General features: G+C 69.3%; 24 protein-coding genes and 1 tRNA gene. 14 read left to right on the top strand and 11 right to left on the bottom strand.

Annotated features, from left to right (window positions below; translation table 11 throughout):
- Window positions 1-2: 2 nt before the first annotated feature.
- Genes H8R02_RS07135 through H8R02_RS07150 form a run of 4 tightly spaced genes read right to left on the bottom strand, consistent with a single transcriptional unit; the run spans window position 3 to window position 3,519 of the window.
- Entirely contained in the window at window positions 3-341 is a 339-nt protein-coding gene (locus H8R02_RS07135; RefSeq protein WP_187080692.1) for an STAS domain-containing protein, read from the bottom strand.
- Between the two features lie 42 nt (window positions 342-383).
- Window positions 384-1,352 (bottom strand): hypothetical protein, encoded by a 969-nt coding sequence (locus H8R02_RS07140; RefSeq protein WP_187080693.1) that lies wholly within the window; start codon window positions 1,350-1,352, stop codon window positions 384-386.
- A gap of 5 nt (window positions 1,353-1,357) precedes the next feature.
- Window positions 1,358-2,320, bottom strand: coding sequence for a glycoside hydrolase family 16 protein (locus H8R02_RS07145; RefSeq protein ID WP_187080694.1), 963 nt, complete (start codon window positions 2,318-2,320; stop codon window positions 1,358-1,360).
- Window positions 2,321-2,322: 2 nt separating this feature from the next.
- Complete coding sequence (locus tag H8R02_RS07150) at window positions 2,323-3,519, bottom strand: PP2C family protein-serine/threonine phosphatase (RefSeq protein ID WP_187080695.1); 1,197 nt, start codon at window positions 3,517-3,519, stop codon at window positions 2,323-2,325.
- A gap of 52 nt (window positions 3,520-3,571) precedes the next feature.
- On the opposite strand from H8R02_RS07150, the gene H8R02_RS07155 reads away from it, so the two are divergent.
- The 7 genes from H8R02_RS07155 to H8R02_RS07185 all read left to right on the top strand — a co-directional run bounded on the left by H8R02_RS07155 (window position 3,572) and on the right by H8R02_RS07185 (window position 8,058).
- Window positions 3,572-3,648: transfer RNA gene (locus H8R02_RS07155), tRNA-Val, on the top strand.
- A gap of 78 nt (window positions 3,649-3,726) precedes the next feature.
- Window positions 3,727-3,978 (top strand): type II toxin-antitoxin system ParD family antitoxin, encoded by a 252-nt coding sequence (locus H8R02_RS07160; protein ID WP_187080696.1) that lies wholly within the window; start codon window positions 3,727-3,729, stop codon window positions 3,976-3,978.
- A complete protein-coding gene (locus tag H8R02_RS07165; protein ID WP_187080697.1) occupies window positions 3,975-4,292 on the top strand; it encodes a type II toxin-antitoxin system RelE/ParE family toxin in 318 nt (105 codons plus the stop codon). Before H8R02_RS07160 ends, H8R02_RS07165 begins: the two co-directional genes overlap by 4 nt.
- Before the next feature lie 75 nt (window positions 4,293-4,367).
- A complete protein-coding gene (phaR, locus tag H8R02_RS07170; protein WP_187080698.1) occupies window positions 4,368-4,922 on the top strand; it encodes a polyhydroxyalkanoate synthesis repressor PhaR in 555 nt (184 codons plus the stop codon).
- A 76-nt stretch (window positions 4,923-4,998) separates the two neighbouring features.
- Window positions 4,999-6,156 carry an ATP phosphoribosyltransferase regulatory subunit gene (locus H8R02_RS07175; RefSeq protein ID WP_187080699.1) on the top strand — a complete coding sequence of 386 codons (1,158 nt, stop codon included), beginning with the start codon at window positions 4,999-5,001 and terminating at the stop codon, window positions 6,154-6,156.
- 34 nt (window positions 6,157-6,190) lie between these two features.
- Window positions 6,191-7,522, top strand: coding sequence for an adenylosuccinate synthase (locus H8R02_RS07180; protein WP_187080700.1), 1,332 nt, complete (start codon window positions 6,191-6,193; stop codon window positions 7,520-7,522).
- An 11-nt stretch (window positions 7,523-7,533) separates the two neighbouring features.
- Window positions 7,534-8,058: a phosphoribosyltransferase gene (locus H8R02_RS07185; protein ID WP_187080701.1), complete on the top strand. Its 525-nt coding sequence runs from the start codon at window positions 7,534-7,536 to the stop codon at window positions 8,056-8,058.
- Between the two features lie 8 nt (window positions 8,059-8,066).
- Here H8R02_RS07185 and H8R02_RS07190 read toward each other — a convergent pair whose 3' ends face one another.
- Both H8R02_RS07190 and H8R02_RS07195 read right to left on the bottom strand, forming a co-directional pair.
- Window positions 8,067-8,366, bottom strand: a complete 300-nt coding sequence (locus H8R02_RS07190) for a hypothetical protein (RefSeq protein WP_187080702.1) — start codon at window positions 8,364-8,366, stop codon at window positions 8,067-8,069.
- A gap of 10 nt (window positions 8,367-8,376) precedes the next feature.
- Window positions 8,377-9,468 (bottom strand): ATP-binding protein, encoded by a 1,092-nt coding sequence (locus H8R02_RS07195; protein WP_187080703.1) that lies wholly within the window; start codon window positions 9,466-9,468, stop codon window positions 8,377-8,379.
- Window positions 9,469-9,610: 142 nt separating this feature from the next.
- Between H8R02_RS07195 and H8R02_RS07200 the strand changes: the two genes are divergently transcribed.
- Together H8R02_RS07200 and H8R02_RS07205 are read left to right on the top strand one after the other, a co-directional pair.
- Window positions 9,611-10,642 (top strand): ADP-ribosylglycohydrolase family protein, encoded by a 1,032-nt coding sequence (locus H8R02_RS07200; protein ID WP_187080704.1) that lies wholly within the window; start codon window positions 9,611-9,613, stop codon window positions 10,640-10,642.
- A 31-nt stretch (window positions 10,643-10,673) separates the two neighbouring features.
- Window positions 10,674-11,852 (top strand): PLP-dependent transferase, encoded by a 1,179-nt coding sequence (locus H8R02_RS07205; protein ID WP_187080705.1) that lies wholly within the window; start codon window positions 10,674-10,676, stop codon window positions 11,850-11,852.
- On the opposite strand, the gene mnmH is transcribed toward H8R02_RS07205, so the two are convergent.
- On the bottom strand, window positions 11,808-12,869 hold the full coding sequence (gene mnmH, locus H8R02_RS07210) for a tRNA 2-selenouridine(34) synthase MnmH (RefSeq protein ID WP_187080706.1): 1,062 nt from the start codon (window positions 12,867-12,869) through the stop codon (window positions 11,808-11,810). The two genes, H8R02_RS07205 and mnmH, sit on opposite strands and share 45 nt — an antisense overlap.
- On the bottom strand, window positions 12,866-13,507 hold the full coding sequence (locus H8R02_RS07215; RefSeq protein ID WP_187080707.1) for an arylesterase: 642 nt from the start codon (window positions 13,505-13,507) through the stop codon (window positions 12,866-12,868). Before H8R02_RS07215 ends, mnmH begins: the two co-directional genes overlap by 4 nt.
- Between H8R02_RS07215 and H8R02_RS07220 the strand changes: the two genes are divergently transcribed.
- Entirely contained in the window at window positions 13,506-14,189 is a 684-nt protein-coding gene (locus H8R02_RS07220; protein WP_187080708.1) for an ABC transporter ATP-binding protein, read from the top strand. The two genes, H8R02_RS07215 and H8R02_RS07220, sit on opposite strands and share 2 nt — an antisense overlap.
- Here H8R02_RS07220 and exaC read toward each other — a convergent pair.
- Complete coding sequence (gene exaC, locus H8R02_RS07225) at window positions 14,186-15,706, bottom strand: acetaldehyde dehydrogenase ExaC (protein ID WP_187080709.1); 1,521 nt, start codon at window positions 15,704-15,706, stop codon at window positions 14,186-14,188. The genes H8R02_RS07220 and exaC overlap by 4 nt on opposite strands.
- Before the next feature lie 181 nt (window positions 15,707-15,887).
- Between exaC and H8R02_RS07230 the strand changes: the two genes are divergently transcribed.
- On the top strand, window positions 15,888-17,807 hold the full coding sequence (locus H8R02_RS07230; RefSeq protein WP_187080710.1) for a sigma-54-dependent Fis family transcriptional regulator: 1,920 nt from the start codon (window positions 15,888-15,890) through the stop codon (window positions 17,805-17,807).
- Here H8R02_RS07230 and H8R02_RS07235 read toward each other — a convergent pair.
- Together H8R02_RS07235 and H8R02_RS07240 are read right to left on the bottom strand one after the other, a co-directional pair.
- Window positions 17,804-19,999 carry a protein kinase domain-containing protein gene (locus H8R02_RS07235; protein ID WP_187080711.1) on the bottom strand — a complete coding sequence of 732 codons (2,196 nt, stop codon included), beginning with the start codon at window positions 19,997-19,999 and terminating at the stop codon, window positions 17,804-17,806. The two genes, H8R02_RS07230 and H8R02_RS07235, sit on opposite strands and share 4 nt — an antisense overlap.
- A 13-nt stretch (window positions 20,000-20,012) precedes the next feature.
- A complete protein-coding gene (locus H8R02_RS07240) occupies window positions 20,013-20,888 on the bottom strand; it encodes a c-type heme family protein (protein ID WP_187080712.1) in 876 nt (291 codons plus the stop codon).
- 72 nt (window positions 20,889-20,960) lie between these two features.
- Between H8R02_RS07240 and rlmB the strand changes: the two genes are divergently transcribed.
- Genes rlmB through H8R02_RS07255 form a run of 3 tightly spaced genes read left to right on the top strand, consistent with a single transcriptional unit; the run spans window position 20,961 to window position 22,769 of the window.
- Window positions 20,961-21,701, top strand: coding sequence for a 23S rRNA (guanosine(2251)-2'-O)-methyltransferase RlmB (gene rlmB / locus H8R02_RS07245; RefSeq protein WP_187080713.1), 741 nt, complete (start codon window positions 20,961-20,963; stop codon window positions 21,699-21,701).
- A gap of 4 nt (window positions 21,702-21,705) precedes the next feature.
- A complete protein-coding gene (locus tag H8R02_RS07250) occupies window positions 21,706-22,440 on the top strand; it encodes an SIR2 family NAD-dependent protein deacylase (protein ID WP_187080714.1) in 735 nt (244 codons plus the stop codon).
- Entirely contained in the window at window positions 22,437-22,769 is a 333-nt protein-coding gene (locus H8R02_RS07255; protein ID WP_187080715.1) for a hypothetical protein, read from the top strand. Before H8R02_RS07250 ends, H8R02_RS07255 begins: the two co-directional genes overlap by 4 nt.
- The last annotated feature ends 3 nt before the right edge of the window (window positions 22,770-22,772 follow it).

A 22,772-nucleotide genomic window follows, 5' to 3' on the forward strand; every position in this document is an offset into this window, starting at 1 on the left:
GCTCAGGCGCCCAGCCGCGCCACGGCCTCGGCGCGCGTGCCCGCGATGGTGAACACCTTGTCCATGCGCGTGAGCTTGAACAGGTTGAGCACCGGCCCCTTCACGTTGCACACCGCGACGGCGCCGCGGCCGCCCAGCGACTTGAGGATGGAGACGAGGGCGCCCAGGCCGCTCGAATCCACGAACTCGACCTGCTCCAGGTCCACCACGAGGCGGGTGGCGCCGGCCTGCACCCGCGCCACCACGTCCTGCTTGAAAGCGGGGGCGACGGCGGCGTCGAGCCGACGCAGCGTCGGCACGATGACGGTCGCGTTGTCCTGTTCGATCACCTGCATGTCCATGCGGCCACCTTCTTCTCGTTCGCCCATCATTCCAACACAACACTAGAAACTTGTGGTCCACCCCAGCAGCAGGCTGCCGCTGCGCAGCCGGCCTTCGCCGGGCGCCGCGTCGCGGCCGGGCCACCGGTTGCCGGAGTAGTTGGCGTACTCCACCACGAAGCCGGGCCACTGCGGCGGCGCATAGCCGAGGCCGTAGGTGAAATCGGGGTCCCACGGCTGCTGCTCGCTGCGCCGCCACGCCAGCGCCGTGAAGTGGCCGAACCAGCCGCTGGGGTGCGTGTATCGGCAGCCCAGGGCGATGGAAGGACGGCCGTCGCGGGGCGCGCCGGTCGCGGCCTCGTTGTAGTGCCCGGTCCACTGCAGGTTGGCGCTGCACAGCGCAGTGTCTCCGTCGCCCGCGAGCAGGAGCGGTTGCACCGCCTCGGGCAAGGCGAACTTGTAGCCCGCCGAGAGCTGCCCCTCGTTGAAGTTCAGGCGCAGCGGGTGCAGGCGCGTGCCGGTGTAGTTGCTGTACACGAGGCTGAAAGTACCCGGCTCGTAGCGCTCGTAGCCGAATGCGTACGCCACGTCCGGGTGCCAGGGCTGGCGGCCACCGGAGAGGTCGCGGAAGAACCGGCCCTGCGCGAACCATCCCGGGTACGCGGCCGAACGCCAGGTGAGCTCCGCCTGCAGCGTCGCGCCGCGGGAGCTGCGCGAGCCCTGGCGGCCGATGCCCACGCCACGTGCGGCGGCGTCGAGCGGAAGCTCGAGTGCGAGGCGCAGCGTGAGAGGGGCGCCGCTGCCGGCTGCCCGCGCAGGAGCGTTCGGGCCGCTCGGGATGTACGCGGGGTCGATCACGGCGGGCGGTTCGACAAAGGTGCCGCCGCGCTGCGCGGCCGGCAGCGGCGCGTCCGTTTGCGCCAGCGCGGGCGCCCCGGGCGCGGCGAAACAGGCGACGACGCAGGCGCGCAATGCAGCGCAGCGCGAAGTGCTGAAGCCGCCGTGCGATGGGCTGCCGGTTCTCGCCGGCACCCGCATCACCGGCCCCACCTCGGCGCCGGTGCGGGTGCGTCCGACAGCGCCGGCGGGCCGCTGCCCGGCACGCCCGCGCCGCCGGGATCGGCATCCGTTTGCGCTGTGAGGGCCGCGGGTGCCGAGGGGCCGGGCGCGCGCAGGCGTGAAGGGATCGTCGGCGGCTCGATCGCCGCCAGGCTCTCGGGCTCCCAGCGCCAGACGCGGACCGAGGCGATGTCCAGCCGCGCGGGCAGCTTGCTGTCGTCGATGGGCCCGCCCCAGCTGCCGCCGAGCGCGAGGTTGATGCGCAGGTGCATGGGTTTTCGCAAGGGGTCGTGCCCCGGGCGCGCCGCGTCGGAGGGGTCGAAGGAGAAGACGGGCCGGCCGTCCACGGTGACGGCGATGCGCTGCGGCGTCCACTCCAGCACGTGCGTGTGCCAGTTGTTCTCGAACTTCGGCAGCAGGAGGCTCGAGTTGCGGTGCTGCCGCGTGCGCGGCTCGCTGCCCCAGTGCACGCCGGCGAAGGTGGTGTCCGGGTGCTTGCCGACGGCTTCGAAGAGATCGATCTCGCCATACACGCCCGCGCTTTCGTGTAGCAGCCAGATCGCCGGCCACACCCCCGCACCCGAAGGCCCGCGGGCCACGACCTCGACGCGGCCGAAGTGCAGGGGCTGCTTCGCCGCGAGCGAGCCGGACGTGTACTGCGCCGTGCGCTTCTCGGTGCGCCACGAGCGGCTGCCGGGCTTGTACGCGGCATTCGGCACTTCCTGCCTGCGCGCTTCGATCGTGAGCATGCCGTTCGCGACCCGCACGTTGTCCGGCAGGTAGTACTGCGCTTCGCGGTTGCGGTGCATGCCTGTCTCTATGGACCAGTACGAGGTGTCCAGCGGTGCGCCGGAAGCGAAGTTCTCCTCGTGCACGAGCCGCCACTGGGCCGCGCAGGGCAGCACCGCCATGGCCGTGACCGCCGCCATCCACTTCGCCATCTTCAGCCCACGTCCACCAGCAGGCACGTCACGTCGTCGTCGAAGGCCGGCGCGCCGCGCCAGGCCTGCAGCGTGGTGCGCAGCAATTGCGACACTTCGCCGGCGGGCCGCCCCTGCGCGGCGGCCAGCAGTTCCTTCAGGCGCTGCTCGCCGAAAAGCTCGCCCTGTGCATTGGTGCATTCGGTGATGCCGTCGGAATAGATCGCGAGGCGCGCGCCCGGCGCGAGCTTCACCGGCAGGGACTCGTAGCCGGGGTCCGGCAGCATGCCGATGGGCACCCCGCCTTCGCCGATCGCGCGAAACGCCGCGCCGGGTGCCGCGGCATGCAAGGGCGCCGGGTGGCCCGCCTGCACCAGCGCTGCATCGCCCGTCTGCATGTCCGCGATCCCGAAGGCCAGCGTGAGGTACAGGCTCGTGTCCTTCATGGCGAGGAAACGGCGGTTGAACTCCGTGACGATGGACTTCGCCACCGCTTCCGGCGCCGCGCCGGCGGCCAGCAGGTGCCCATGTTCCTGCGAAACCGTGTGCACGAGGTTCTGCGCGTTGAAGGCAAGCATCGCGGCGGCCACGCCGTGTCCGCTGACGTCCACCACATGGAACGCGACGTGACCCGTGCCGATGCGGAACCAGTCGAACATGTCGCCGCCCACGAAACTCGATGGCACCAGCAGGCCTTCGAAGCGCAGGTTGCCGAATGCCGCGGGCAACGGCAGTTGCCCGACCTGCAGCTCGCGCGCGAGATCGAGTTCGCGGCTGAGTTGCGCGTACGCCTTGGCGAGGCTTTCGTTGCGCGCGGCCAGGCCCGCTTCCAATGCCAGCACGCGTTCGGCCGCATGCAGGCGCGCGCCGAGTTCGGGCAGGCTCACCGGCTTGCCGACGAAATCGTCCACGCCGGCTTCCATTGCGGCGACGAGGGACTCCTGCTGGCTCGCGGACGTGAGCATGATGCAGTACACGTACGACTTCGAAGGCCGTGCGCGGATCGCGCGGGCGAGGGCAAGGCCGTCCATCACGGGCATCACGCGGTCGGTGACCACGAGGTTGATCGTGTCGTCGCGGTCGAGCGCTTCGAGTGCCGCCTTGCCGTCCGGCACCGTGGCCACGCGCCAGCCGCGCGAGTCGAGGAAGCGCGAGAGGATGGCGAGGATCAGCGGGTCGTCGTCGACCACGAGCGCGTTGACCTGGACCGATTGCGGCATCGTGCGAATCCTGCCACAACGAAGCCTGCTACAATCGCGGGCTCAACACCCCAGGCGCGTAGCTCAGCTGGTTAGAGCACCACCTTGACATGGTGGGGGTCGTTGGTTCGAGTCCAATCGCGCCTACCAATCTCCTGTTTGCCCGCCTCCCCGCGCGCATTCCCGCCCGAGATTGACAACTATTGATAACCGCCCGATCATGGCGTCATGAGCACGACGACCATGAGCTTCGCACTGCCGGACGAGCTGCGCAGCTACATCGAGAAGCGTGTGCGGTCCGGCGAATACGGCAACACCAGCGAGTACATCCGCGATCTCGTTCGCCGCGACCAGGAAGAGCAGGCCAGGAAGCGCCTTCGCGACCTCATCGAAGAGGGTTTGCGATCGGGCGCCGGACGTGCACTCACACCCAAGGTAGCTGCGGAGTTGAAGAAGCGAGCCTTGGGCCCGCGCCATTGAAGCCCGCGCTCCTCCGGCCGCAGGCCGAGGACGATCTCGTGGAGATCGCGCAGTACTACGCGCGCGAAGGCGGTACGCAGCTGGGCGAGCGATTGATCGACGCCGCGATCGCGGCGCTCAAGCCGCTCGAACGGATGCCGCAGCTCGGTTCACCGCGGCTGGGCATCGCCTGCGAGATCCCGGGGCTGCGGGCCTGGCGGGTGTCGGGCTTTCCCCTCCAGTGGTTCTACTTCGAGGCCGCCGAGTCGCTGGACGTGGTGAGGCTGCTCGGAGACAGGCAGGACATCATCGCCATCCTCTCCGGCGCAGAGTGAGCGCGACGGTACGTATTCCTGCTGTAGGGAAAACCTTGGGCCCCCTCAAGGCCCCGCTCCCTAGAATCTGCTGCAATGCAAGATGAGGCGGCCCGCCCGCAGGCCGTGCAGGAGATCCCGGTGACCACCAAGAAAAGCAACGGCACGGCCAAGCCGGCCCAGCGCGTGATCAAGAAGTACCCCAACCGGCGCCTCTACGACACCGACACCTCCACCTACATCACGCTGGCCGACGTCAAGCAGCTCGTGATGGACGCCGAGCCGTTCACCGTGCGCGACGCCAAGACCAACGAGGACCTCACGCGCAGCATCCTGCTGCAGATCATCCTGGAGGAGGAGGCGGGCGGCGCGCCGATGTTCAGCGAGGCGGCGCTGGCCAACATCATCCGCTTCTACGGCCATGCGATGCAGGGCTTCATGGGCAGCTACCTCGAGAAGAACGTGCAGGCCTTCACCGACCTGCAGGCCAAGATGGCCGAGCAGAGCAAGACGATGACGCCCGAGATGTGGTCGCAGTTCATGAACGTGCCCAACCCGCTGATGCAGGGCATGACCGCGTTCGAGAAGATGCAGGAGCAGATGCAGAAGAACACCGAGCAGCTGCTCGGCGCCTTCGGCCTGAAGCGCTGACGGCGGCGCTCGGCCGGCCTGCGGGTTTGTACCGAGCCCAGCCGGTACAATCCCTCTTTTAACAGCCCCCCTTCCCATGTCCGCCTGGGTCCTGCCGGATCACATCGCCGACGTCCTGCCGTCCGAGGCACGGCACATCGAGGAGCTCCGCCGCACGCTGCTGGACACCGCCCGCGGCTACGGCTACGAGCTGGTGATGCCGCCGCTGCTGGAACACCTCGAGTCCCTCCTCACCGGCACCGGCGAGGCGCTGGACCTGCAGACCTTCAAGCTCGTCGACCAGCTCTCGGGCCGCATGATGGGCCTGCGGGCGGACACCACCCCGCAGGTCGCCCGCATCGACGCGCACCTGCTCAATCGCCAGGGCGTCACGCGCCTTTGCTACTGCGGCCCCGTGCTGCACACCCGCCCCGACCGCCCGCATGCCACGCGCGAGCCGCTGCAGTTCGGCGCCGAGATCTACGGCCACGCCGGGCTGGAGGCCGACCTCGAGGCGCTGCTGCTGGCGCTGGATTCGCTCAAGGCCGCGCGGGTCGACAAGGTCACCGTGGACATGGCGGATGCGCGCATCGTGCGCGCGCTGTTCGCCGGGGTGCCTGCGGACGCCGCGCACCTCGCGCGCGTGCACGCGGCGCTGGCGAGCAAGGACGCCACCGAGCTCGCCTCGCTCACGAAGGACTTCCCGAGCGCCGCGCGTGAAGGGCTCGGCGCATTGATCAACCTGTACGGCGACGCCAAGGTGCTCGCCGAAGCCGCGAAAGTACTGCCCGCGAGCAAGCCGGTTGCCACCGCGCTGGAGCAGCTGCAATGGCTCGCGGCGCATGTCGAAGGCGCGGCGGTGAGCTTCGACCTTGCCGACCTGCGCGGCTACGCGTATTACAGCGGCATCCGCTACGGCATCTACACACCCGGCGCGAGCGACGCGCTCGTGCGCGGCGGCCGCTACGACGAGGTGGGCGCCGTGTTCGGCCGCAACCGCCCCGCCGTCGGCTTCAGCCTCGACCTGAAGGAACTGGTGGGCGTGGTCGCCAAGCCGCCGCTCACCGCCGCCATCCGCGCACCCTGGCTCGACGACGCCAACGCTGCCGAACTGCGCGCCGCCGTCGCGTCGCTGCGCCGAGAAGGCGAAACCGTGGTCTGCGTGCTGCCCGGCCACGAAAGCGAAGTGGACGAGTTCCACTGCGACCGCGAGCTCGTGCGCGAGGCCGGCCGCTGGGTCGTCCGCGCCCTCTGAACCGAATTCCCTAGTTTTTTCCGAAGAGCAAGTCATGACGCATACGAGTGGCCGCAACGTGGTCGTGGTCGGCACCCAGTGGGGCGACGAAGGCAAGGGCAAGCTGGTGGACTGGCTGACCGAGATGGCGCAGGGCGTGGTGCGCTTCCAGGGCGGCCACAACGCCGGCCACACGCTGGTGATCAACGGCGTCAAGACGGCGCTGCACCTCATCCCCAGCGGCATCATGCGGCCGCACGTCAAGTGCTACATCGGCAACGGCGTGGTGCTGTCGCCCGCCAAGCTGCTCGAGGAGATCGAGGGGCTGGAGAAGGCCGGCGTGGAGGTGCGCTCGCGCCTGCGCATCAGCGAGGCCTGCCCGCTGATCCTGCCCTTCCACTCCGCATTGGACCTCGCGCGCGAGACGCGGCGCGAGCAGGGCGGCACCGAGAAGATCGGCACCACCGGCCGCGGCATCGGCCCGGCCTATGAGGACAAGATCGCCCGCCGCGCGCTGCGCGTGCAGGACATGAAGGACCCCAAGCGCTTCGCGACCAAGCTCACGGAGCTGCTGGACCTGCACAACTTCGTGCTCACGAAGTACCTCAATGCGCAAGCGGTCGACGGCCAGGCGGTGCTGGATGAAGCCCTGAAGCACGCCGAGCTGCTCAAGCCGATGATGGCCGACGTCTCGCGCGAGCTGAACGAGGCCCACTTTCACGGCGACAACCTGCTGTTCGAAGGCGCGCAGGGCACGCTGCTGGACGTGGACCACGGCACCTACCCGTACGTCACCTCGAGCAACTGCGTGGCGGGCAATGCGTCCGCCGGCGCGGGCGTGGGCCCGGGCATGCTGCACTACATCCTGGGCATCACCAAGGCGTACTGCACGCGCGTGGGTGGCGGTCCGTTCCCCACGGAGCTCGATTGGCAGACGCCCGGCACGGTGGGCTACCACCTGTCCACGGTGGGCGCGGAGAAGGGCGTCACGACCGGGCGTTCGCGCCGCTGCGGCTGGTTCGACGCGGCGCTGCTCAAGCGCAGCGCGCAGGTCAACGGGCTCACCGGCCTGTGCATCACCAAGCTGGACGTGCTGGACGGACTCAAGGAACTGGAGCTGTGCGTGGGCTACGAGCTCGACGGCCACTACACGGACATCCTGCCGCTGGGCGCCGACGAGATCTCGCGCTGCGTGCCGGTGTACGAGACGATGGAGGGCTGGAGCGAGTCCACGGTGGGCATCACCGAGTACGACAAGCTGCCGGTGAATGCGCGGCTGTACCTGCAGCGCATCGAACAGGTGACGGGCGTTCCCATCGATATCATCTCGACCAGCCCCGACCGGGACCACACGATCAAGAAGCGCCACCCCTACCTGGCGGCCTGAGGAGAACACGGATGTTGACGGAAGACGGCAAGCACCTCTACGTGAGCTACGACGAGTACCACAACCTGATCGAGAAGCTCGCGATCAAGGTGCACCAGTCGGATTGGGAGTTCGACACCATCCTGTGCCTGGCGCGCGGCGGCATGCGGCCGGGGGACATCCTCTCGCGCATCTTCGACAAGCCGCTGGCGATCATGTCCACCAGCTCCTACCGCGCCGAGGCCGGCACGGTGCAGGGCCACCTGGACATCGCGCGCTACATCACCACGCCCAAGGGCGAGATCGCGGGCAAGGTGCTGCTGGTCGACGACCTGGCGGACTCGGGCCATACGCTGCACAAGGTGGTGGACCTGCTGCGCAACTCGTACAAGCCGATCAGCGAGCTGCGCAGCGCGGTGATCTGGACCAAGGGGCTTTCCACCTTCACGCCGGACTACTCCGTCGAGTTCCTTCCCACCAACCCGTGGATCCACCAGCCCTTCGAGCACTACGACGCGATGCGCCCGGGCAAGCTGCTGGAGAAGTGGAAGGTCTGAGGCTTCCTTCAGCGGCGCAGGTTGGCCGCGACGCCCCATAGCGTCACCATCAGCGCCGGAAAGGCGAAGAAGAGCAGCCAGTTGACCACCCACGAGTAGCGCGTGGTCGACGGGTCGTTGGCGCGGATCTTCTCGTATTCGCTGCGGCTCGCCGCCTCCCACGCGAACGCCACGAGCAGCGCGGCCGCGACGCCCGTCAGCAGCCAGCCCCACCACTTGCCGGCACCCGCACCGATCGCCAGCGCGAGGATGGGGTGCACCACCATCGAGAAGCCGTAGGGGTAGGAGAAGCCGTGGCCGTTGGGCATGTGGCGCAGCCTAACTGATCCTGCTTTTCAGCCAACCTGCGAATATCGGGTCGACGATGACGTAGCTGCCCCGATGGGGGTTCGCCAGTATGTCGCCCGGCAATCTCGTGAGGGCCTTGCGTACGCCGGCCGGCGTCACGGACGTGCCGAGCTGCTCGACAACCGTCCTGATCATCGACTGGCCAGTCAACTCCGTTGCACCGTTGGCGATATGCGCCAACAGGATGCGCTGCAAAGGCGTCATCGCCGAATATCGCTGCTCGAGCTGGTCGGTCGGGTACCGGGCCTTCAGGAAGGACGGCACCGCGCCAACCACGTCGCGGACGTTGTATGTGGCGACGTGGCCGACGAAGGCTTCGAGGTCCGCGGGGCGATGGTCCATCATGCCGAAGGCTTCCACGAACTCGTCGACCTTGAGCTTGTGGCCCCGCGATCGCGGCTCGTTGGCACGGTGCACGACGTACTCGACGTAGTCGCGCCCCAGGACAGGAAAGTCCTGTCGCTCGGCCAGCCCGAAACTCGGTCTGCCGTGGGCGGCGAAGAGGCGCGCCAGCCCCTCGCGAGACGAACCCGTCATCAGCATCAGGACGCGCCCATCGGCCTTGTGCTTGTTCGCGACCGCCCGCACTGCCTTCATCGTGGCGTCTCCGTCCTTGCTCTGCGCGAGCTCCTGGACCTCGTCCAGGAGAAGGAGGACGCGCTGGACGCCCGGCTGGCGCAGGAGGTCGGCCATGAGGTGTTGAAGCTGCTGGCCCGGGTCGGAGCTGGTTGGCGCCTGTGCAGCAGCCTCGAAGTCGACGCCCACCCCCAGCGCTTTCACCCCGCGCAAGCGCTCCTGCGAGCGGCGCGACTTGAGTGCATACGCGGCTTCGCGCAGTGCTCCGTTGATGGCTTCGAGTTTGTCGACGGCCGCCATGAGGTCGATGTAGACCGGCTGGATCTTGCGTGAGCTCGCCAGCGCGGACAGGTCGCCGGTAATGAAGGTGGTCTTGCCGATCTGCCGCGGACCGAAGAGGCTCAGCGCACCATGAGGCCGGTCGAGCAGCAGTTGGAGATAGTGCGTCGCGAGCTCCCTGCGAGGATAGAGATGGTGGTCGGCCATCGCCGGATTCAACCGGATTTAACCGCTAGAGTTAAATGAGACTGAAGTCTGAAAACCCGGGGAAATCCGCGATCCGCGCCCGGCGAACTGCGGTGCGCCCTCATTGACTCACGTCGGCGGGCACGGCATCCTAGCCCGCACCATGGACGCCCGCGCCGCCACCGGTTGCCTGCTCGGCACCGCCGTGGGCGACTCGCTGGGGTTGCCGTATGAAGGCCTGAGCGCGCGGCGTGCGGCGCGCATGTTCGGCGACCCGATGCGCCATCACCTGCTGCCGGGGCACGGCATGGTTTCCGATGACACCGAGCACGCGTGCTTCACGGCGCGTGCGCTGCTGCTCGCAGGCGACGACGTGGACAAGTTCGGGCGCTTGCTGGCCGCATCGCTGCGCTGGTGGTTCCTCGGCCTGCCGGCGGGGATCGGGCTCGCGACGCTGCGGGCGATCGTCAAGTCCTGCATCGGTTTCCCGCCGGACAAGAGCGGCGTGTTCTCCGCCGGCAACGGCCCGGCGATGCGCAGCGCGATCATCGGCGTGGCCTGGGGGCACGACCCCGAGAAGATGAAGGCGTTCGTGCGCCGCTCCACGTGCATCACGCACACCGACCCCAAGGCCTGCGACGGCGCGCTCGCGGTCGCGCTCGCGGCGCACTGGGCGGAGACCTGCGCGCCGATGTCGCCGGAAGCGTTCATCAACAAGCTCGCCGCGCTCGGGGTTGGCGAAGAGACGGTGACGCTCGCGCGCCATGCAGCCAAGGCCTCGGCGGCCAAGGAGGCCGTGGGCATCTTCGCCGCCGCGCTGGGCTCGCGCGGCGGCATCAGCGGCTACATGCTGCACACGGTGCCCTGCGTGCTGCACGTCTGGTTCCGCCACCCGGACGACATCTCCGCAGGGCTGCGCGAGATCATCGGCGCCGGCGGCGACACAGACACGACCGCCGCGATCTACGGCGGCATCGTCGGCGCGCGGGTGGGCAAGCAGGGCATCCCGGCCGATGCCTTGCGTGGCATCGCCGACTGGCCGCGCAGCGTCACGTGGGTCGAGAGGCTGGGTGACGCACTGGCCACGCAGGGCAAGTGCCCCGGCTACTTCGTGCCGGGCATCCCGGTGCGCAACGCGCTCTTCATGGCAATCGTCCTGGCCCACGGCTTCCGGCGGCTTGTCCCGCCGTACTGACGGGCTGCGGCGGCGCGCTAGGATCGGCGTCATGAGCAGTCCCCCCAAGTCCACCGACCTGATCCACCACCCGTACCAGCCGCCCGCCGGCTTCGAAGCGCCGCAGGTGGGGGTGTTCAAGGCGTCCACCGTCATCTTCCCCAACGTGGCCGCGCTGCGCGCGCGCGACTGGCGCAGCAAGTCCGGCTACACGTACGGGCTGCACGGCACGCCCACGACCTTCCACCTCGAGGAGCGGATCGCCACGCTCGAAGGCGGCACGGACTGCCTGCTGGTGCCCAGCGGGCTCGCGGCCGTGGCCGCGGTCGGCATGGCGCTGCTCAGGACGGGCGACGAGGTGCTGGTCCCGTCCAACGTCTACGGCCCGAACAAGGCCTTGTGCGAAGGCGAGTTCGCCGGCTGGGGCATCACGCACCAGCTCTACGACCCGATGAACCCGGCCGACCTGGCTTCGCGCATCAGCGCGAAGACGAAGCTCGTGTGGCTCGAAGCCCCCGGCTCGGTGAGCATGGAGTTCCCCGACCTGCCCGCACTGGCGCGCATCTGCCGCGACAAGGGCGTGATTTGCGCGCACGACAACACCTGGAGCGCGGGGCTGGCGTTCAGCAGCTTCGACGCGGGGGCGGACATCTCCATGCACGCGCTGACCAAGTACCCCAGCGGCGGCGGCGACGTGCTGATGGGCGCCATCGTCACGCGCGACCACGACCTGCACATCCGCATCAAGCTTTCGCACATGCGCCTGGGCTGGGGTGTGGGTGTCAACGACGCCGAGGCCGTGCTGCGTTCGCTGCCGAGCCTGCAAGTGCGCTACCGCGCCCACGACCGCGCGGCGCGCGAGCTCGCGCGCTGGCTGGGCACGCGCGGCGAAATCGCGCAGGTGCTGCATCCTGCGTTCGACGGCTCGCCGGGCCACGAGAACTGGAAGGCGCTGTGCGGCGAACGCGACCTCGCGGCAGGCCTGTTCTCGGTGGTGTTCGACGGGCGCTATTCGCAGAAGCAGGTGGACGCGTTCTGCGACTCGCTGAAGCTGTTCAAGATCGGCCACTCCTGGGGCGGCCCGATGAGCCTCGTCGCGACCTACGACATGCCTGCCATCCGCAAGAACTGGCCGCACCAGGGCACGCTCGTGCGCTTCTCCATCGGCCTGGAAGACGTGGCGGACCTACGCGCGGACCTGGAGCAGGCGCTCGGCCAGCTCGCGCATTGACCCGGTCGAGCCGTCGCGCGGCGCGATGGCCTCGGCCGTGGCGTACTGCTTGAAGTTGCGCTGGATCGACGCCGAGTAGCCCGGGTCGTAGTGCTTCACGAGCAGCTCGCGCACGACGGGCTCGATCTCGCCCTCGCGCACCTGCGCTTGCCACGCCTCCACCTGCGCCTTGCCGCGCAGCTGCGTCAGCGCTTCGAGCCGCTCGCAGAAGAACCCCGGGTCTCGCACGAAGAAGGCGTAGTCCTGCATCAGCAGCTTCACGCGCTCGTCCTCGGAGAGCTCCAGCTTCAGGCAGGGGCTGGCGCGCATCGCCTCGATCAGCGCTTCGGGCACCGTGACGTTGCCGACCTTCTTGCTTTCGCTCTCGACGAAGACCGGCCGCGAGGTGTCGAAGGTGCGCAGTTTCTCCCACACCAGCGTGTCGAAGCGCTTCTGCGTGGGCTGCGGCTCGCCGGGGATCACGCCCAGCACCGAGCTGCGGTGGCTGGCCAGGCCCTCCAGGTCCAGCACCTGCGCGCCGGCCTCCTGCAATGCATGCAGGAAGCGCGTCTTGCCCACGCCGGTGGGCCCGCACACCACGCGGTACTGCAGGCTGCGTGCGAGCTCGGGCAACTGCGCCAGCACCTCGCTGCGGAAGGCCTTGTAGCCGCCCTCGACGAGGTGCACGCGAAAACCGATCTGGTCCAGCACCAGCGCGAGCGAGCCGCTGCGCTTGCCGCCGCGCCAGCAGTACACCAGCGGCGTCCAGCCCTTGGGCTTGTCCTGCACGTGCGCCGCGATGTGGCGCGCGATGTTGGCCGCGACGAGGCCTGCGCCTTTCTTGCGCGCCTCGAAGGGGCTGACCTGCTTGTAGATCGTGCCGACGACGGCGCGCTCCTCGTTGTTCAGGGACGGCCAGTTCCGCGCGCCGGGCAGGCGGTCCTCGGCGTACTCGTCCTCGCTGCGCGCGTCGATGACGGCGTCGAACCCACCGAGGCGCGCAATGGCATCGGCTGCGGAAATCACTTGCACGGTCACTTGAGGAGCTTCTTCAGTTCGGGCCAGACGTTGTCCAGCATGCGCGGCTGCGCTTCCTCGCGCGGGTGGATGCGGTCGGCCTGGAACCACTTCAGCGGGTCCGCGCCGTCCACCATGCCTTGCAGGAGGAAGGGTACGACGGCGGCCTTGCGCTCCTTCGCCACCTTCTCGAACAGGCCGGCGAAGCGGTTGGCGTAATCGGTGCCGTAATTGGGCGGCACCTGCATGCCCACGAGCATCACCTTGGCCCCGGCTTTCTGCGCGGCCTCCGTCATGGCGCCGAGGTTCTCTTCCGTGCTCTTGAGCGGCAGGCCGCGCAACGCGTCGTTGGCGCCCAGCTCGAGGATGACGTGCGTGGGCTTGTGCTGCTGCAGCAGTGGCGCGAAGCGCGAGCGCCCGCCCGACGTGGTGTCGCCGCTGATGCTGGCGTTGACGATCCGGGCCTTAACCTTCTCGGCCGCCAGGCGCTTTTCGAGCAGGGCCACCCAGCCGCTGCCCCGCCGCAGGCCATACTCGGCGCTGATCGAGTCGCCCACGACCAGGATCACCGGCTCGCCGGCGGCACCGGCCGCGCCGAAATAACTCGCAGCTAAGGCGGCCGCGATAAAGTCACGCCGCGTCCAACCCAGGCCATCCATGTCAGAACCCATCATCTCCGTCGAGCATGTTTTCAAGTCGGTGACGGATTCCACCGGCACCCTCGACATTCTCCGCGATATCGATTTCTCGCTGGCCCCGCGGGAGACCGCGGCCATCGTGGGCGCCTCGGGCTCGGGCAAGAGCACGCTGCTGTCGATCATCGCCGGGCTGGACACGCCCACGCGCGGCACGGTGCGGCTGGCCGGGCAGGACCTCTTCGCCATCGACGAGGACGAGCGCGCGGCGCTGCGGGCGCGGCAGGTGGGTTTCGTGTTCCAGAGTTTCCAGCTCATGGGCAACTACACCGCGCTGGAGAACGTGATGCTGCCGCTGGAGATGGCCGGCCGGCGTGACGCCGCCAAGGCGGCCACCGAGATGCTCGGTCGCGTGGGCCTGTCGGAGCGCCTGGGCCACTACCCCCGGACGCTCTCCGGCGGCGAGCAGCAGCGCGTGGCGCTGGCCCGCGCCTTCGTCGTGCACCCGGCCGTGCTGCTGGCCGACGAGCCCACCGGCAGCCTCGACTTCGCCACCGGCGAGACGGTGATGCAGCTCATGTTCGACCTGAACCGGGAGCAGGGCACCACGCTCGTGCTGGTGACGCACGACCGTGGCATTGCCCAGCGCTGCGAGCGGCGCATCACGATCGACGCCGGCCGGATCGCGGCCGACGCCGAAGCCTAGAAGAACCCCAGCGCCTTCGGGCTGTAGCTCACCAGCAGGTTCTTGGTCTGCTGGTAGTGCTCCAGCATCACCTTGTGCGTCTCGCGGCCGATGCCCGATTCCTTGTAGCCGCCGAAAGCCGCATGCGCGGGGTAGGCGTGGTAGCAGTTGGTCCACACGCGCCCGGCCTGGATGGCGCCGCCCATGCGGTAGGCGCGGCTGCCGTCGCGCGTCCACACGCCGGCGCCCAGGCCGTACTGCGTGTCGTTGGCGATCTGCAGCGCCTCGGCCTCGTCCTTGAAGGTGGTCACGGCGAGCACCGGGCCGAAGATCTCCTCCTGGAAGATGCGCATCTTGTTGTGCCCCTTGAACAGCGTCGGCTGGATGTAATAGCCCTCGGCCAGCGCGCCGGGCAGCCGGGCGCGGCCGCCGCCGGTGAGGACCTGCGCGCCTTCCTCGCGACCGAGGTCCAGGTAGGCCTGGATCTTCTGCATCTGCGCGAGCGACGCCTGCGCGCCCATCATCGTGGCGGTGTCCAGCGGGTCGCCCTGTTTGATGGCCTGCACGCGCTTGATCGCACGCTCCATGAAGCGCTCGTAGATCGACTCCTGCACCAGCGCGCGCGACGGGCAGGTGCACACCTCGCCCTGGTTGAAGGCGAAGAGCACCATGCCTTCGAGCGCCTTGTCGAGGAACTCGTCGTCCTGCGCCATCACGTCGTCGAAGAAGACGTTGGGCGACTTGCCGCCCAGCTCCAGCGTGGCCGGGATCAGGTTGGCGGCCGCCGCCTGCGCGATCAGCTTGCCGGTGGCGGTGCTGCCGGTGAAGGCGAGCTTGGCGATGCGCTTGCTCGTGGCCAGCGGCATGCCGGCCTCCTTGCCGAAGCCGTTGACCACGTTCACCACGCCGGCGGGCAGCAGGTCGGCGATCAGCTCCACCAGCACCAAGATGGAGATGGGCGTCGACTCGGCCGGCTTGAGCACCACGCAGTTGCCGGCGGCCAGCGCGGGCGCGAGTTTCCACGCCGCCATCAGGATCGGGAAGTTCCACGGGATGATCTGCCCCACGACGCCCAGCGGCTCGTGGAAGTGGTAGGCGATGGTGTCGCTGTCGATCTCGGACAGCGCGCCTTCCTGCGAGCGCAGGCACCCCGCGAAATAGCGGAAGTGGTCCGATGCGAGCGGGATGTCCGCGTTGAGCGTCTCGCGGATCGGCTTGCCGTTGTCCACGGTCTCGGCATAGGCCAGCTTCTCGAGGTTGGCGTCGATGCGGTCCGCGATCTTCAGCAGCAGGTTCGCGCGCACGGCGGCGGGCGTCTTGCCCCACGCCGGCGCGGCGGCATGCGCCGCGTCGAGGGCGCGCTCCACGTCGGCCTCGGTCGAGCGCGCGGCCTGCGTGTACGGCATGCCGTTGATGGGCGTGAGCACGTCGAAGTACTGGCCGCCCACGGGCGGCACGAACCGGCCGCCGATGAAGTTGTCGTAGCGGGCCTTGAAGGCAAGGGGCGCGCCGGCGGCGCCGGGCTTGGCGTAGATCATCGCGTGTCTCCTGTGAGGGTTGATGGGCGAGCCTGCTTTGCACCGGGCGTGCCACGCCGCCGTTCGGCCGCGAAGTCGCGGTAAGCGCGCGGAAAGCCATGGGGTTTTCAATGGGCCATGTGCCGTGCGGGGCGTGACACCACGCTGCGCGCTGTACCGAAACGGAACAACAGGAGACAGGATGGCCCCGAATCCCGCGCAAACCCGCCGATCCAGCGGCCGCGACCTGCGCGAGGCGCGGCGCGAGCTTCTCCATCGCGGCAGCGTGCCCGCCGGCCTGCTGCAGCCGCAGGTGGCCCGCTCGTGGGCGCGCAGCTGGCAGGCAGGGCTGCAGCCTTGCGGGCGCATGCCGGGCGCCCCCCACGCGTCGGGCGCGCAGCTGGCGCGCGCACTCGACGAGCAGCGCGAGCTGGTCGCGCATGCGCAGCCGGTGATGCAGTTCCTGGCGGAGCAGGTCGAAGGCAGCGACAGCATCGTGCTGCTGGCCGGCGCCGACGGGCTGCTGCTGCAGGCGCAGGGCGACATGCACTTCGCCTCGCGCGCGGAGCGCGTGGCGCTGCGACCGGGCGCCGTGTGGCGCGAGCAGTACCGCGGCACCAACGCGATCGGCACCGCGCTTGCCGAGGGGCAGGCGGTCGTGGTGCACGGGGCCGAGCACTACCTCGAGCGCAATGCCTTCCTCACCTGCGCCGCCGCCCCGATCTTCAGCGCCACGGGGTCGCTGCTGGGCGTGCTGGACGTGTCCGGGGACCACCGCGGCTTCCACCGGCACACGCTCGCGCTGGTGCGCTCGGCGGCCCGCATGATCGAGCATCGGCTGTTCGACACGCGCCACGAGCCCGGGCGGTGGGGCGGCTTGCGCTTGCGGCTGCACCGGCAGGCCGAGGGGCTGGGCACGATCACCGAGGCGATGCTGGCGCTGCGCGGCGACGGCGTCGTGGCCGGCGCGAATGCGGCGGCCCTCGCCTTGCTGGGGCTGCAGTGGCAGGACATCGGGCGCCTGCATGTGGACGACGTGCTGGCCGACCCACTGGAGCGGCTGCTGCACTGGTGCGTGCAGTCGCCCGGCCTTGCGCGAGTGGTCCACACGCGGCGCGGCGAGGCCCTGTGGCTGCAGGTCGAAGGCAGCCGCATGGTGCAAGGCCCGCGTCCGGCGCCTTCGGTCCCGCTGGAGCAGGACGCACTCGCCGCGCTCGACACCGGCGACGCCGCGATGCACTCGGCGATCGCGCGCGCCCGCAAGCTGCTGGGCAAGCCGATCCCGCTGCTGCTGCAAGGCGAGTCCGGCGCGGGCAAGGAAGTGTTCGCGCGCGCGATGCATGCAAGCGGCCCGCGCGCGGCCAAGGCCTTCGTGGCCGTGAACTGCGCGGCGTTGCCCGAAACGCTGATCGAGGCGGAGCTGTTCGGCTACGAGCGCGGCGCGTTCACCGGCGCCCTGCGCGAAGGCTCGCCGGGGCGCATCCGCGAGGCGCACGGCGGCACGCTCTTCCTCGACGAGATCGGCGACATGCCGCTGGCGCTGCAGGCGAGGCTGCTGCGCGTGCTGCAGGACGGCCAGGTCGTCCCGCTGGGCGGCGGCCGGCCGGTGCCGGTGGACTTCGCGCTCGTTTGCGCGACGCATCGCGACCTGCCGGGCGAGATGGCCGCGGGGCGCTTCCGCGAGGACCTGTTCTACCGGCTCAACGGCTTCGCGCTGCGCCTGCCCGCCTTGCGCGAGCGCAGCGACCGCGCGGAACTCGTCGCCCGCGAGTTGCGGCGGCTCGTGCCGGCGCGCACGCTCGCCGTCGCGCCCGACCTGCTGCAGGCGCTGCTCGCGTACCGCTGGCCGGGCAACATGCGGCAGCTGGCGAGTACGCTGCGCACGGCCTGCGCGCTGCTCGACCCGCTGGACGAGGAGATCGGCTGGGAGCACCTGGCCGACGACCTGTCGCAGGCGCTGCGGGGCGCGCCGCAGGCGCCGCGCGAAGACCTGCGCAGCATCTCGCTCGCGGCAGTGGACCGCGCGCTGGCCGACAGCCGCGGCAACCATTCCGAAGCTGCGCGGCGGCTCGGCGTGAGCCGCAATACGCTCTACCGGAAGCTGAAGCTCAAGGCAGCCTAGAAACTGCGCTTGTGGAAGATCCGCCTGGCGCTTTCGAGGAAAGCTTCGCGCTGCTCGAGGCTGTCCACGTTCTCGCACAGCGCGTTGACGAATTCCTTCAGGCTCCTGGCGCGCCCGAGTTCCTTCTTCACGATCATCTTCGCCAGCGGGCCGATGGATTTGGACAGCGCCTGCTCCAGCGCGGTCTGCTCCTCCGGCGTCACCTCCACCGCCACGCGCGTGACGGTGCCCGGCCGCGACATCGGCTGGCTCATGGGCTGGCTGAGGGGTTGCGCGCGCGAGGGCGCCGCCGGGGCCGCGCTGGGGCGGCTGGGGGCCGTAGGTGCCGCCGCGCTGCGCGGGCGGGTGAACGGCACGCTCATCGGCTTGCTGTTGTGCGCTCCGCTCGTGCCCGTACTGCCGTGGCTGCCGGATATGGGGATCGGCGCGCCTGCGATGAACAGCTCTCGCGCACGCGGGTCCTGGATGGACGGCGCGAGCGCCTCGCGCAGCGCCTGGCCGCTGCGCGCCAGCGGAAACGCCTTGCGCATCAGCACCTTGGCGAGCGGCCCGATGTGGCGTGCAAGCTCCGTCTCGATCTCGTGCGCCTCGTCGTCGCCGACGGGGCGCCCCGCCGGGACCGTGAGCGTCTTCTCCGGGGCGTCTTCCTCCTTCGCGGCCTTCTGCGCCGGCTCGACGGAATACACCTCGTGGGGCCGGCCATGCTTGTCGAGGTACTCGCCAAGGTAAACGAACATCCCCGACGTGTCGTCGGTGATGCGCGAGACCACGTCGTAATACGCCCGCGAGACCAGCACCTGGTTGGGCTGCGCGAAGTCCATCACGCGCTGCGCCACGTTGATGCCGTCGCCGATGACGTTCAGGCGGTCGTTGATGTCCTGGATGATGCGCACCGGGCCCATGTGCAGGCCGATGCGCGCCGACAGCTGCGTGCCGTAGCGCTGGCCGAGCAGGTCGCGCAGCAGCAGCGCGGAGTGCAGCGCCTCCTCGGGGTCGCCCATGAAGCAGATGGCCGCGCCGTCGCCGGTGTCGATGGCGATGCGCGATTCCTCCGGGACACCGCGCAGCGCCTTGGTGACCAGGTCGGTGAACAGCTTCTTCAGCCGCACCTGGTCGTCCACCGACTTGATGGAGTAGCCCACGAGGTCGAGGAAGAGGATGGTGCCCAGCAGGTTGCGCTTCTGGCCCGCGCTCGGGGTGGAGGGAGCGCCCGACGGCGACGCGCCCTGGGCGAACCCCGCCATCGGCGCCGCGCTCGTGCGCTGCGTGCGCGGGTCGCCCTCCGGATGTTCCGCGCCGCGGATGGCCTGCCGGAACTCGGCCACGGTCTGCGGGCGCTTGGACTCGTCGGGCGTCATCGCCCATTCGATCGCGCGCAGCAGCGGCCCGCCGAAGACGCGCGCCTCGGCCAGCTGCGACGCGGGCTCCATGCCGTCCTTCTGCACGCGCGAGGCGGACTCCATCGGCTTCTTGCCGGTGACCATCCAGTACATGACCGCGCCGAGCGAATAGATGTCGGTCCACGGCCCCTGGTTGCCCTGCGAGTGGTATTGCTCGAAGGGTGCGAAGCCGGGCGACACGATGTTGGTCATGTCGCGGTTGGTCTGCACGCGGCGCGCGGAACCGAAGTCCAGCAGCACGGGGCCGCCGTCGGCCCGCACGTAGATGTTGTCCGGCTTGATGTCCCGGTGCAGGAAGCCCGCCTTGTGCACCTGCTCCAGGCCGTCCAGCAGCGGGTAGATGATGGAGAGCACCGCCTTCTGCGACAGCGGCGCGTTCTGCGGCACCCAGCGCTTGAGCGCCTGGCCCGACTCGTACTCCATGACGATGTAGGCGGTGCCGTTCTCGCGGAAGTAGCGCAGCACGCGCACGATGTGCGGGTGGCGGAACGTGGCGAGCGCGCGCGCCTCGTCGAGGAAGCGCTCCAGGCCCCATTCGTAGGTGGCCTTGACGTCGGCGTCCTGCGAGCGCACCTGCACCGAGTTGTCGGGGTTGCGCTGGGCCATGTCGGCCGGGAAGTACTCCTTCACGGCCACCGGCAGGTCGAGGTTGATGTCCCGCGCCAGGTAGGTCAGGCCGAAGCCGCCGCCGCCGAGGGTGCGGTCGATCTCGTACTCGTTGATGCGGCAGCCTGCGGGCAGGGCGGCTGCGTCACTCCATCCCGCCGCCGGGGGTGGGGCGCCGTTGGTCATCGTCGGGATGAGGTCATTCGGCGCCGATCATCTGCATCGCCTTTTCCAGGCTGCGGCGCATGCGGTTGAACGAGCTGCCCAGGACGGCCACTTCGTCCTTGCCCTTCTCGGTGAACTCCGGCACGCCGAAGTCGCCGGTGCTGATCTTGTTGGCGTCCTCGGACATGCGGCGGATGGGCCGCACGATCAGCCACGAGAGCATCACGTTGAGAACGACGAACACGACGCCGAACACCGCGGCCAGCGAGGCCATGAAGGTGGTGAAGGCGCGGTCCGCGTTGCGCAGCGGCACCTCCATGGGAACCGACACGACCTGCGCCCCGACGGTCTCGTTGTGCTTCCAGCCGAAGCCGTTGGCCTCGCCGTAGACCTTGAGCATCGACGGGGGCGCGGCCGAAGGCGTGCTGTGGCACTGCAGGCAGGCGGGGTTGCCGATGTTGATGGGGTGGGCGATGAAGAGGCTGCGGCCGCTGGCTGTCTGGCGCTCCGCGACGATCTCCTTCAGGTTCGTATCGTTGCGGAACTGGTTGACCACGTCGGCTTCCCAATCGGCCGTGCGGTTGCGCGGGTTGGTGGGGTTGAGCGTGGCCTCCTTGTAGCTGTATTCCTTGTATTTCTTGCGCAGCGTGCTCACGGCCTCGGTCGCGGCGTAGGCGGGCACGGTCTGGGGCAGGAACACTTCGTCCAGCTGCTTGATCAGGTGCGGCCGCACCTGGTCCACGGTGTAGGTGCGCACGGCGATGGCCGCTTCGAGCATGAGGCGGGCGTCCCGGATGACCTCCTCGCGCGCGTTCTGCTGCAGCAGCTGGCGCGAAACGAACCCCGCCGCGGCGAACCCGGCCAGGAAGACGACAACGAGAACCAGGTTGAATTTGAGTCGGAGTCCCATACCGCTTGCTCTCCAATTATGTAGACCATTTTATACATCTGGTCACCAAAAACGCCACCGGATAATCCTGTGATGTCTTCCCCCAAAGTGCTGTTCGGCTTTCACGCCGTGGGCGTGCGCGTCAAGACAGCGCCGCAATCGATCGTCGAGATATACGTGGACCCGTCCCGAAAGGATGCACGCATGCGGCAGTTCGTGCAACGGGCGGGCGAGGCCGGGCTGCGCATCGTGGAAGCCGACGGCATGCGGCTCGCGCGGCTGGCGGGCAATGCCGGGCACCAGGGCGTGGTGGCGCGGGTCAACCCGCTCGCGCAGGCGCGCTCGCTCGACGATTTGCTCGACGGCGTCGAGGGCCCGCCCCTGCTGCTGGTGCTCGACGGCGTCACCGACCCGCACAACCTCGGTGCGTGCCTGCGGGTGGCCGATGGCGCGGGCGTGCATGCGGTGATCGCGCCGAAGGACCACGCGGCCGGCATCAACGCGACGGTCGCGAAGGTGGCGAGCGGCGCAGCCGAAACCGTGCCGTATTTCATGGTGACGAATCTTTCGCGCACCATGGGTGAACTCAAGGAACGCAACATCTGGTGCATCGGCCTGGCCGACGACGCGCCGAAGACGCTTTACCAGACGGACCTGAAGGGCCCCGCCGCGCTGGTGATGGGCGCCGAGGGTACGGGCATGCGGCAGCTGACGCGCAAGACCTGCGACGCGCTGGCGAGCATTCCGATGCTGGGTGCGGTGGAAAGCCTGAACGTGTCCGTTGCCAGCGGCATCTGCCTGTACGAGGCCGTGCGGCAGCGCACGAGCGCATGAGCGCATGAGCGGCGACGTCGAACAGGTCGCGGGCTGGGTGCGGGATGCGCGGCAAATCGCGCTGCTTAGCGGCGCGGGGATGAGCGCGGAGTCGGGCGTGCCGACGTTCCGCGACGCGCAGACCGGCCTGTGGGCGAAATTCCGGCCGGAGGAGTTGGCCACGGAGGATGCGTTCCGCGCCAACCCGCAGATGGTGTGGGACTGGTACGCGGTACGCCGCGAGATGATCGCGAAAGTCGAGCCGAATGCGGGCCACCTCGCCGTCGCGGCCTTCCAGCGCAGGCACCCGAACCGCCTCACGGTCGTCACGCAGAACGTCGACGGCCTGCACCAGCGCGCCGGTTCGCCGGGCGTGCTTGCGTTGCACGGCAATATCGCGCAGGACAAGTGGCTCGATGCGCCCGGCGATTGCTGTACCCACATGGAGCCGGTAGCCGGCCGGCCACCGCGCTGTGCGAAGTGCGGCAACATGCGGCGCCCCGCTGTGGTCTGGTTCGGCGAGATGCTGCCGGCCCGCGAACTGCAGGCCGCCGAAGAAGCCGCGCGACGCTGCGACTTGATGCTGGTGGTGGGCACGTCGGGTGCGGTGTACCCGGCGGCGGGGCTGGCCCGCATCGCGCGGGGCAAGGTCGTCGTCGTCAACCCGCACGCGAGCGAACTGGACGACGCGGCGGACGTGGTGCTGCGCGGCACCGCGGCGGCTTTGCTGCCGCAATTGCTTGAGGAGGGACCCGGATGAAGAAGACGCTCTGTGCAATGGCGGCGCTGCTCGCCCTGGGCTCCTGCACGCAGGAGCAGCAGAACAAGCTCAGCCGCGACATCCAGAACTGGACCGGCACCAACGGCGTGCTGGAGGTCTACGCCGGCGACAAGGTGGTGCGCCGGTGGCTGAAGGTGGACAAGCTCTCCACCGCGCTCGGCACCGAGGACCACGCCGCGCGGCCTTACCGCTACGGGTGGGGCGTGCTCGACGAGAACCTGAACATGCAGGTGGACCCCGGCGAGAAGAAGGTGTACTTCGAAGTGTCCGGCTTCTCGAACTACGTGTTCTTCGAGAACCCCCGCTAGGGC

The organism is Ramlibacter albus (genome assembly GCF_014297445.1).
Taxonomy (GTDB): domain Bacteria; phylum Pseudomonadota; class Gammaproteobacteria; order Burkholderiales; family Burkholderiaceae_C; genus Ramlibacter; species Ramlibacter albus.

What these genes read in the sequence shown, in the direction of transcription:
- H8R02_RS07135 (WP_187080692.1), bottom strand. Translation starts at nt 341, where the DNA reads ATGGACATGCAGGTGATCGAACAGGACAACGCGACCGTCATCGTGCCG.
- H8R02_RS07145 (WP_187080694.1), bottom strand. Translation starts at nt 2,320, where the DNA reads ATGGCGAAGTGGATGGCGGCGGTCACGGCCATGGCGGTGCTGCCCTGC.
- H8R02_RS07150 (WP_187080695.1), bottom strand. Translation starts at nt 3,519, where the DNA reads ATGCCGCAATCGGTCCAGGTCAACGCGCTCGTGGTCGACGACGACCCG.
- H8R02_RS07160 (WP_187080696.1), top strand. Translation starts at nt 3,727, where the DNA reads ATGAGCACGACGACCATGAGCTTCGCACTGCCGGACGAGCTGCGCAGC.
- phaR (WP_187080698.1), top strand. Translation starts at nt 4,368, where the DNA reads ATGCAAGATGAGGCGGCCCGCCCGCAGGCCGTGCAGGAGATCCCGGTG.
- H8R02_RS07175 (WP_187080699.1), top strand. Translation starts at nt 4,999, where the DNA reads ATGTCCGCCTGGGTCCTGCCGGATCACATCGCCGACGTCCTGCCGTCC.
- H8R02_RS07180 (WP_187080700.1), top strand. Translation starts at nt 6,191, where the DNA reads ATGACGCATACGAGTGGCCGCAACGTGGTCGTGGTCGGCACCCAGTGG.
- H8R02_RS07185 (WP_187080701.1), top strand. Translation starts at nt 7,534, where the DNA reads ATGTTGACGGAAGACGGCAAGCACCTCTACGTGAGCTACGACGAGTAC.
- H8R02_RS07190 (WP_187080702.1), bottom strand. Translation starts at nt 8,366, where the DNA reads ATGCCCAACGGCCACGGCTTCTCCTACCCCTACGGCTTCTCGATGGTG.
- H8R02_RS07195 (WP_187080703.1), bottom strand. Translation starts at nt 9,468, where the DNA reads ATGGCCGACCACCATCTCTATCCTCGCAGGGAGCTCGCGACGCACTAT.
- H8R02_RS07200 (WP_187080704.1), top strand. Translation starts at nt 9,611, where the DNA reads ATGGACGCCCGCGCCGCCACCGGTTGCCTGCTCGGCACCGCCGTGGGC.
- H8R02_RS07205 (WP_187080705.1), top strand. Translation starts at nt 10,674, where the DNA reads ATGAGCAGTCCCCCCAAGTCCACCGACCTGATCCACCACCCGTACCAG.
- H8R02_RS07220 (WP_187080708.1), top strand. Translation starts at nt 13,506, where the DNA reads ATGTCAGAACCCATCATCTCCGTCGAGCATGTTTTCAAGTCGGTGACG.
- H8R02_RS07215 (WP_187080707.1), bottom strand. Translation starts at nt 13,507, where the DNA reads ATGGATGGCCTGGGTTGGACGCGGCGTGACTTTATCGCGGCCGCCTTA.
- exaC (WP_187080709.1), bottom strand. Translation starts at nt 15,706, where the DNA reads ATGATCTACGCCAAGCCCGGCGCCGCCGGCGCGCCCCTTGCCTTCAAG.
- H8R02_RS07230 (WP_187080710.1), top strand. Translation starts at nt 15,888, where the DNA reads ATGGCCCCGAATCCCGCGCAAACCCGCCGATCCAGCGGCCGCGACCTG.
- H8R02_RS07235 (WP_187080711.1), bottom strand. Translation starts at nt 19,999, where the DNA reads ATGACCAACGGCGCCCCACCCCCGGCGGCGGGATGGAGTGACGCAGCC.
- H8R02_RS07240 (WP_187080712.1), bottom strand. Translation starts at nt 20,888, where the DNA reads ATGGGACTCCGACTCAAATTCAACCTGGTTCTCGTTGTCGTCTTCCTG.
- rlmB (WP_187080713.1), top strand. Translation starts at nt 20,961, where the DNA reads ATGTCTTCCCCCAAAGTGCTGTTCGGCTTTCACGCCGTGGGCGTGCGC.
- H8R02_RS07250 (WP_187080714.1), top strand. Translation starts at nt 21,706, where the DNA reads ATGAGCGGCGACGTCGAACAGGTCGCGGGCTGGGTGCGGGATGCGCGG.
- H8R02_RS07255 (WP_187080715.1), top strand. Translation starts at nt 22,437, where the DNA reads ATGAAGAAGACGCTCTGTGCAATGGCGGCGCTGCTCGCCCTGGGCTCC.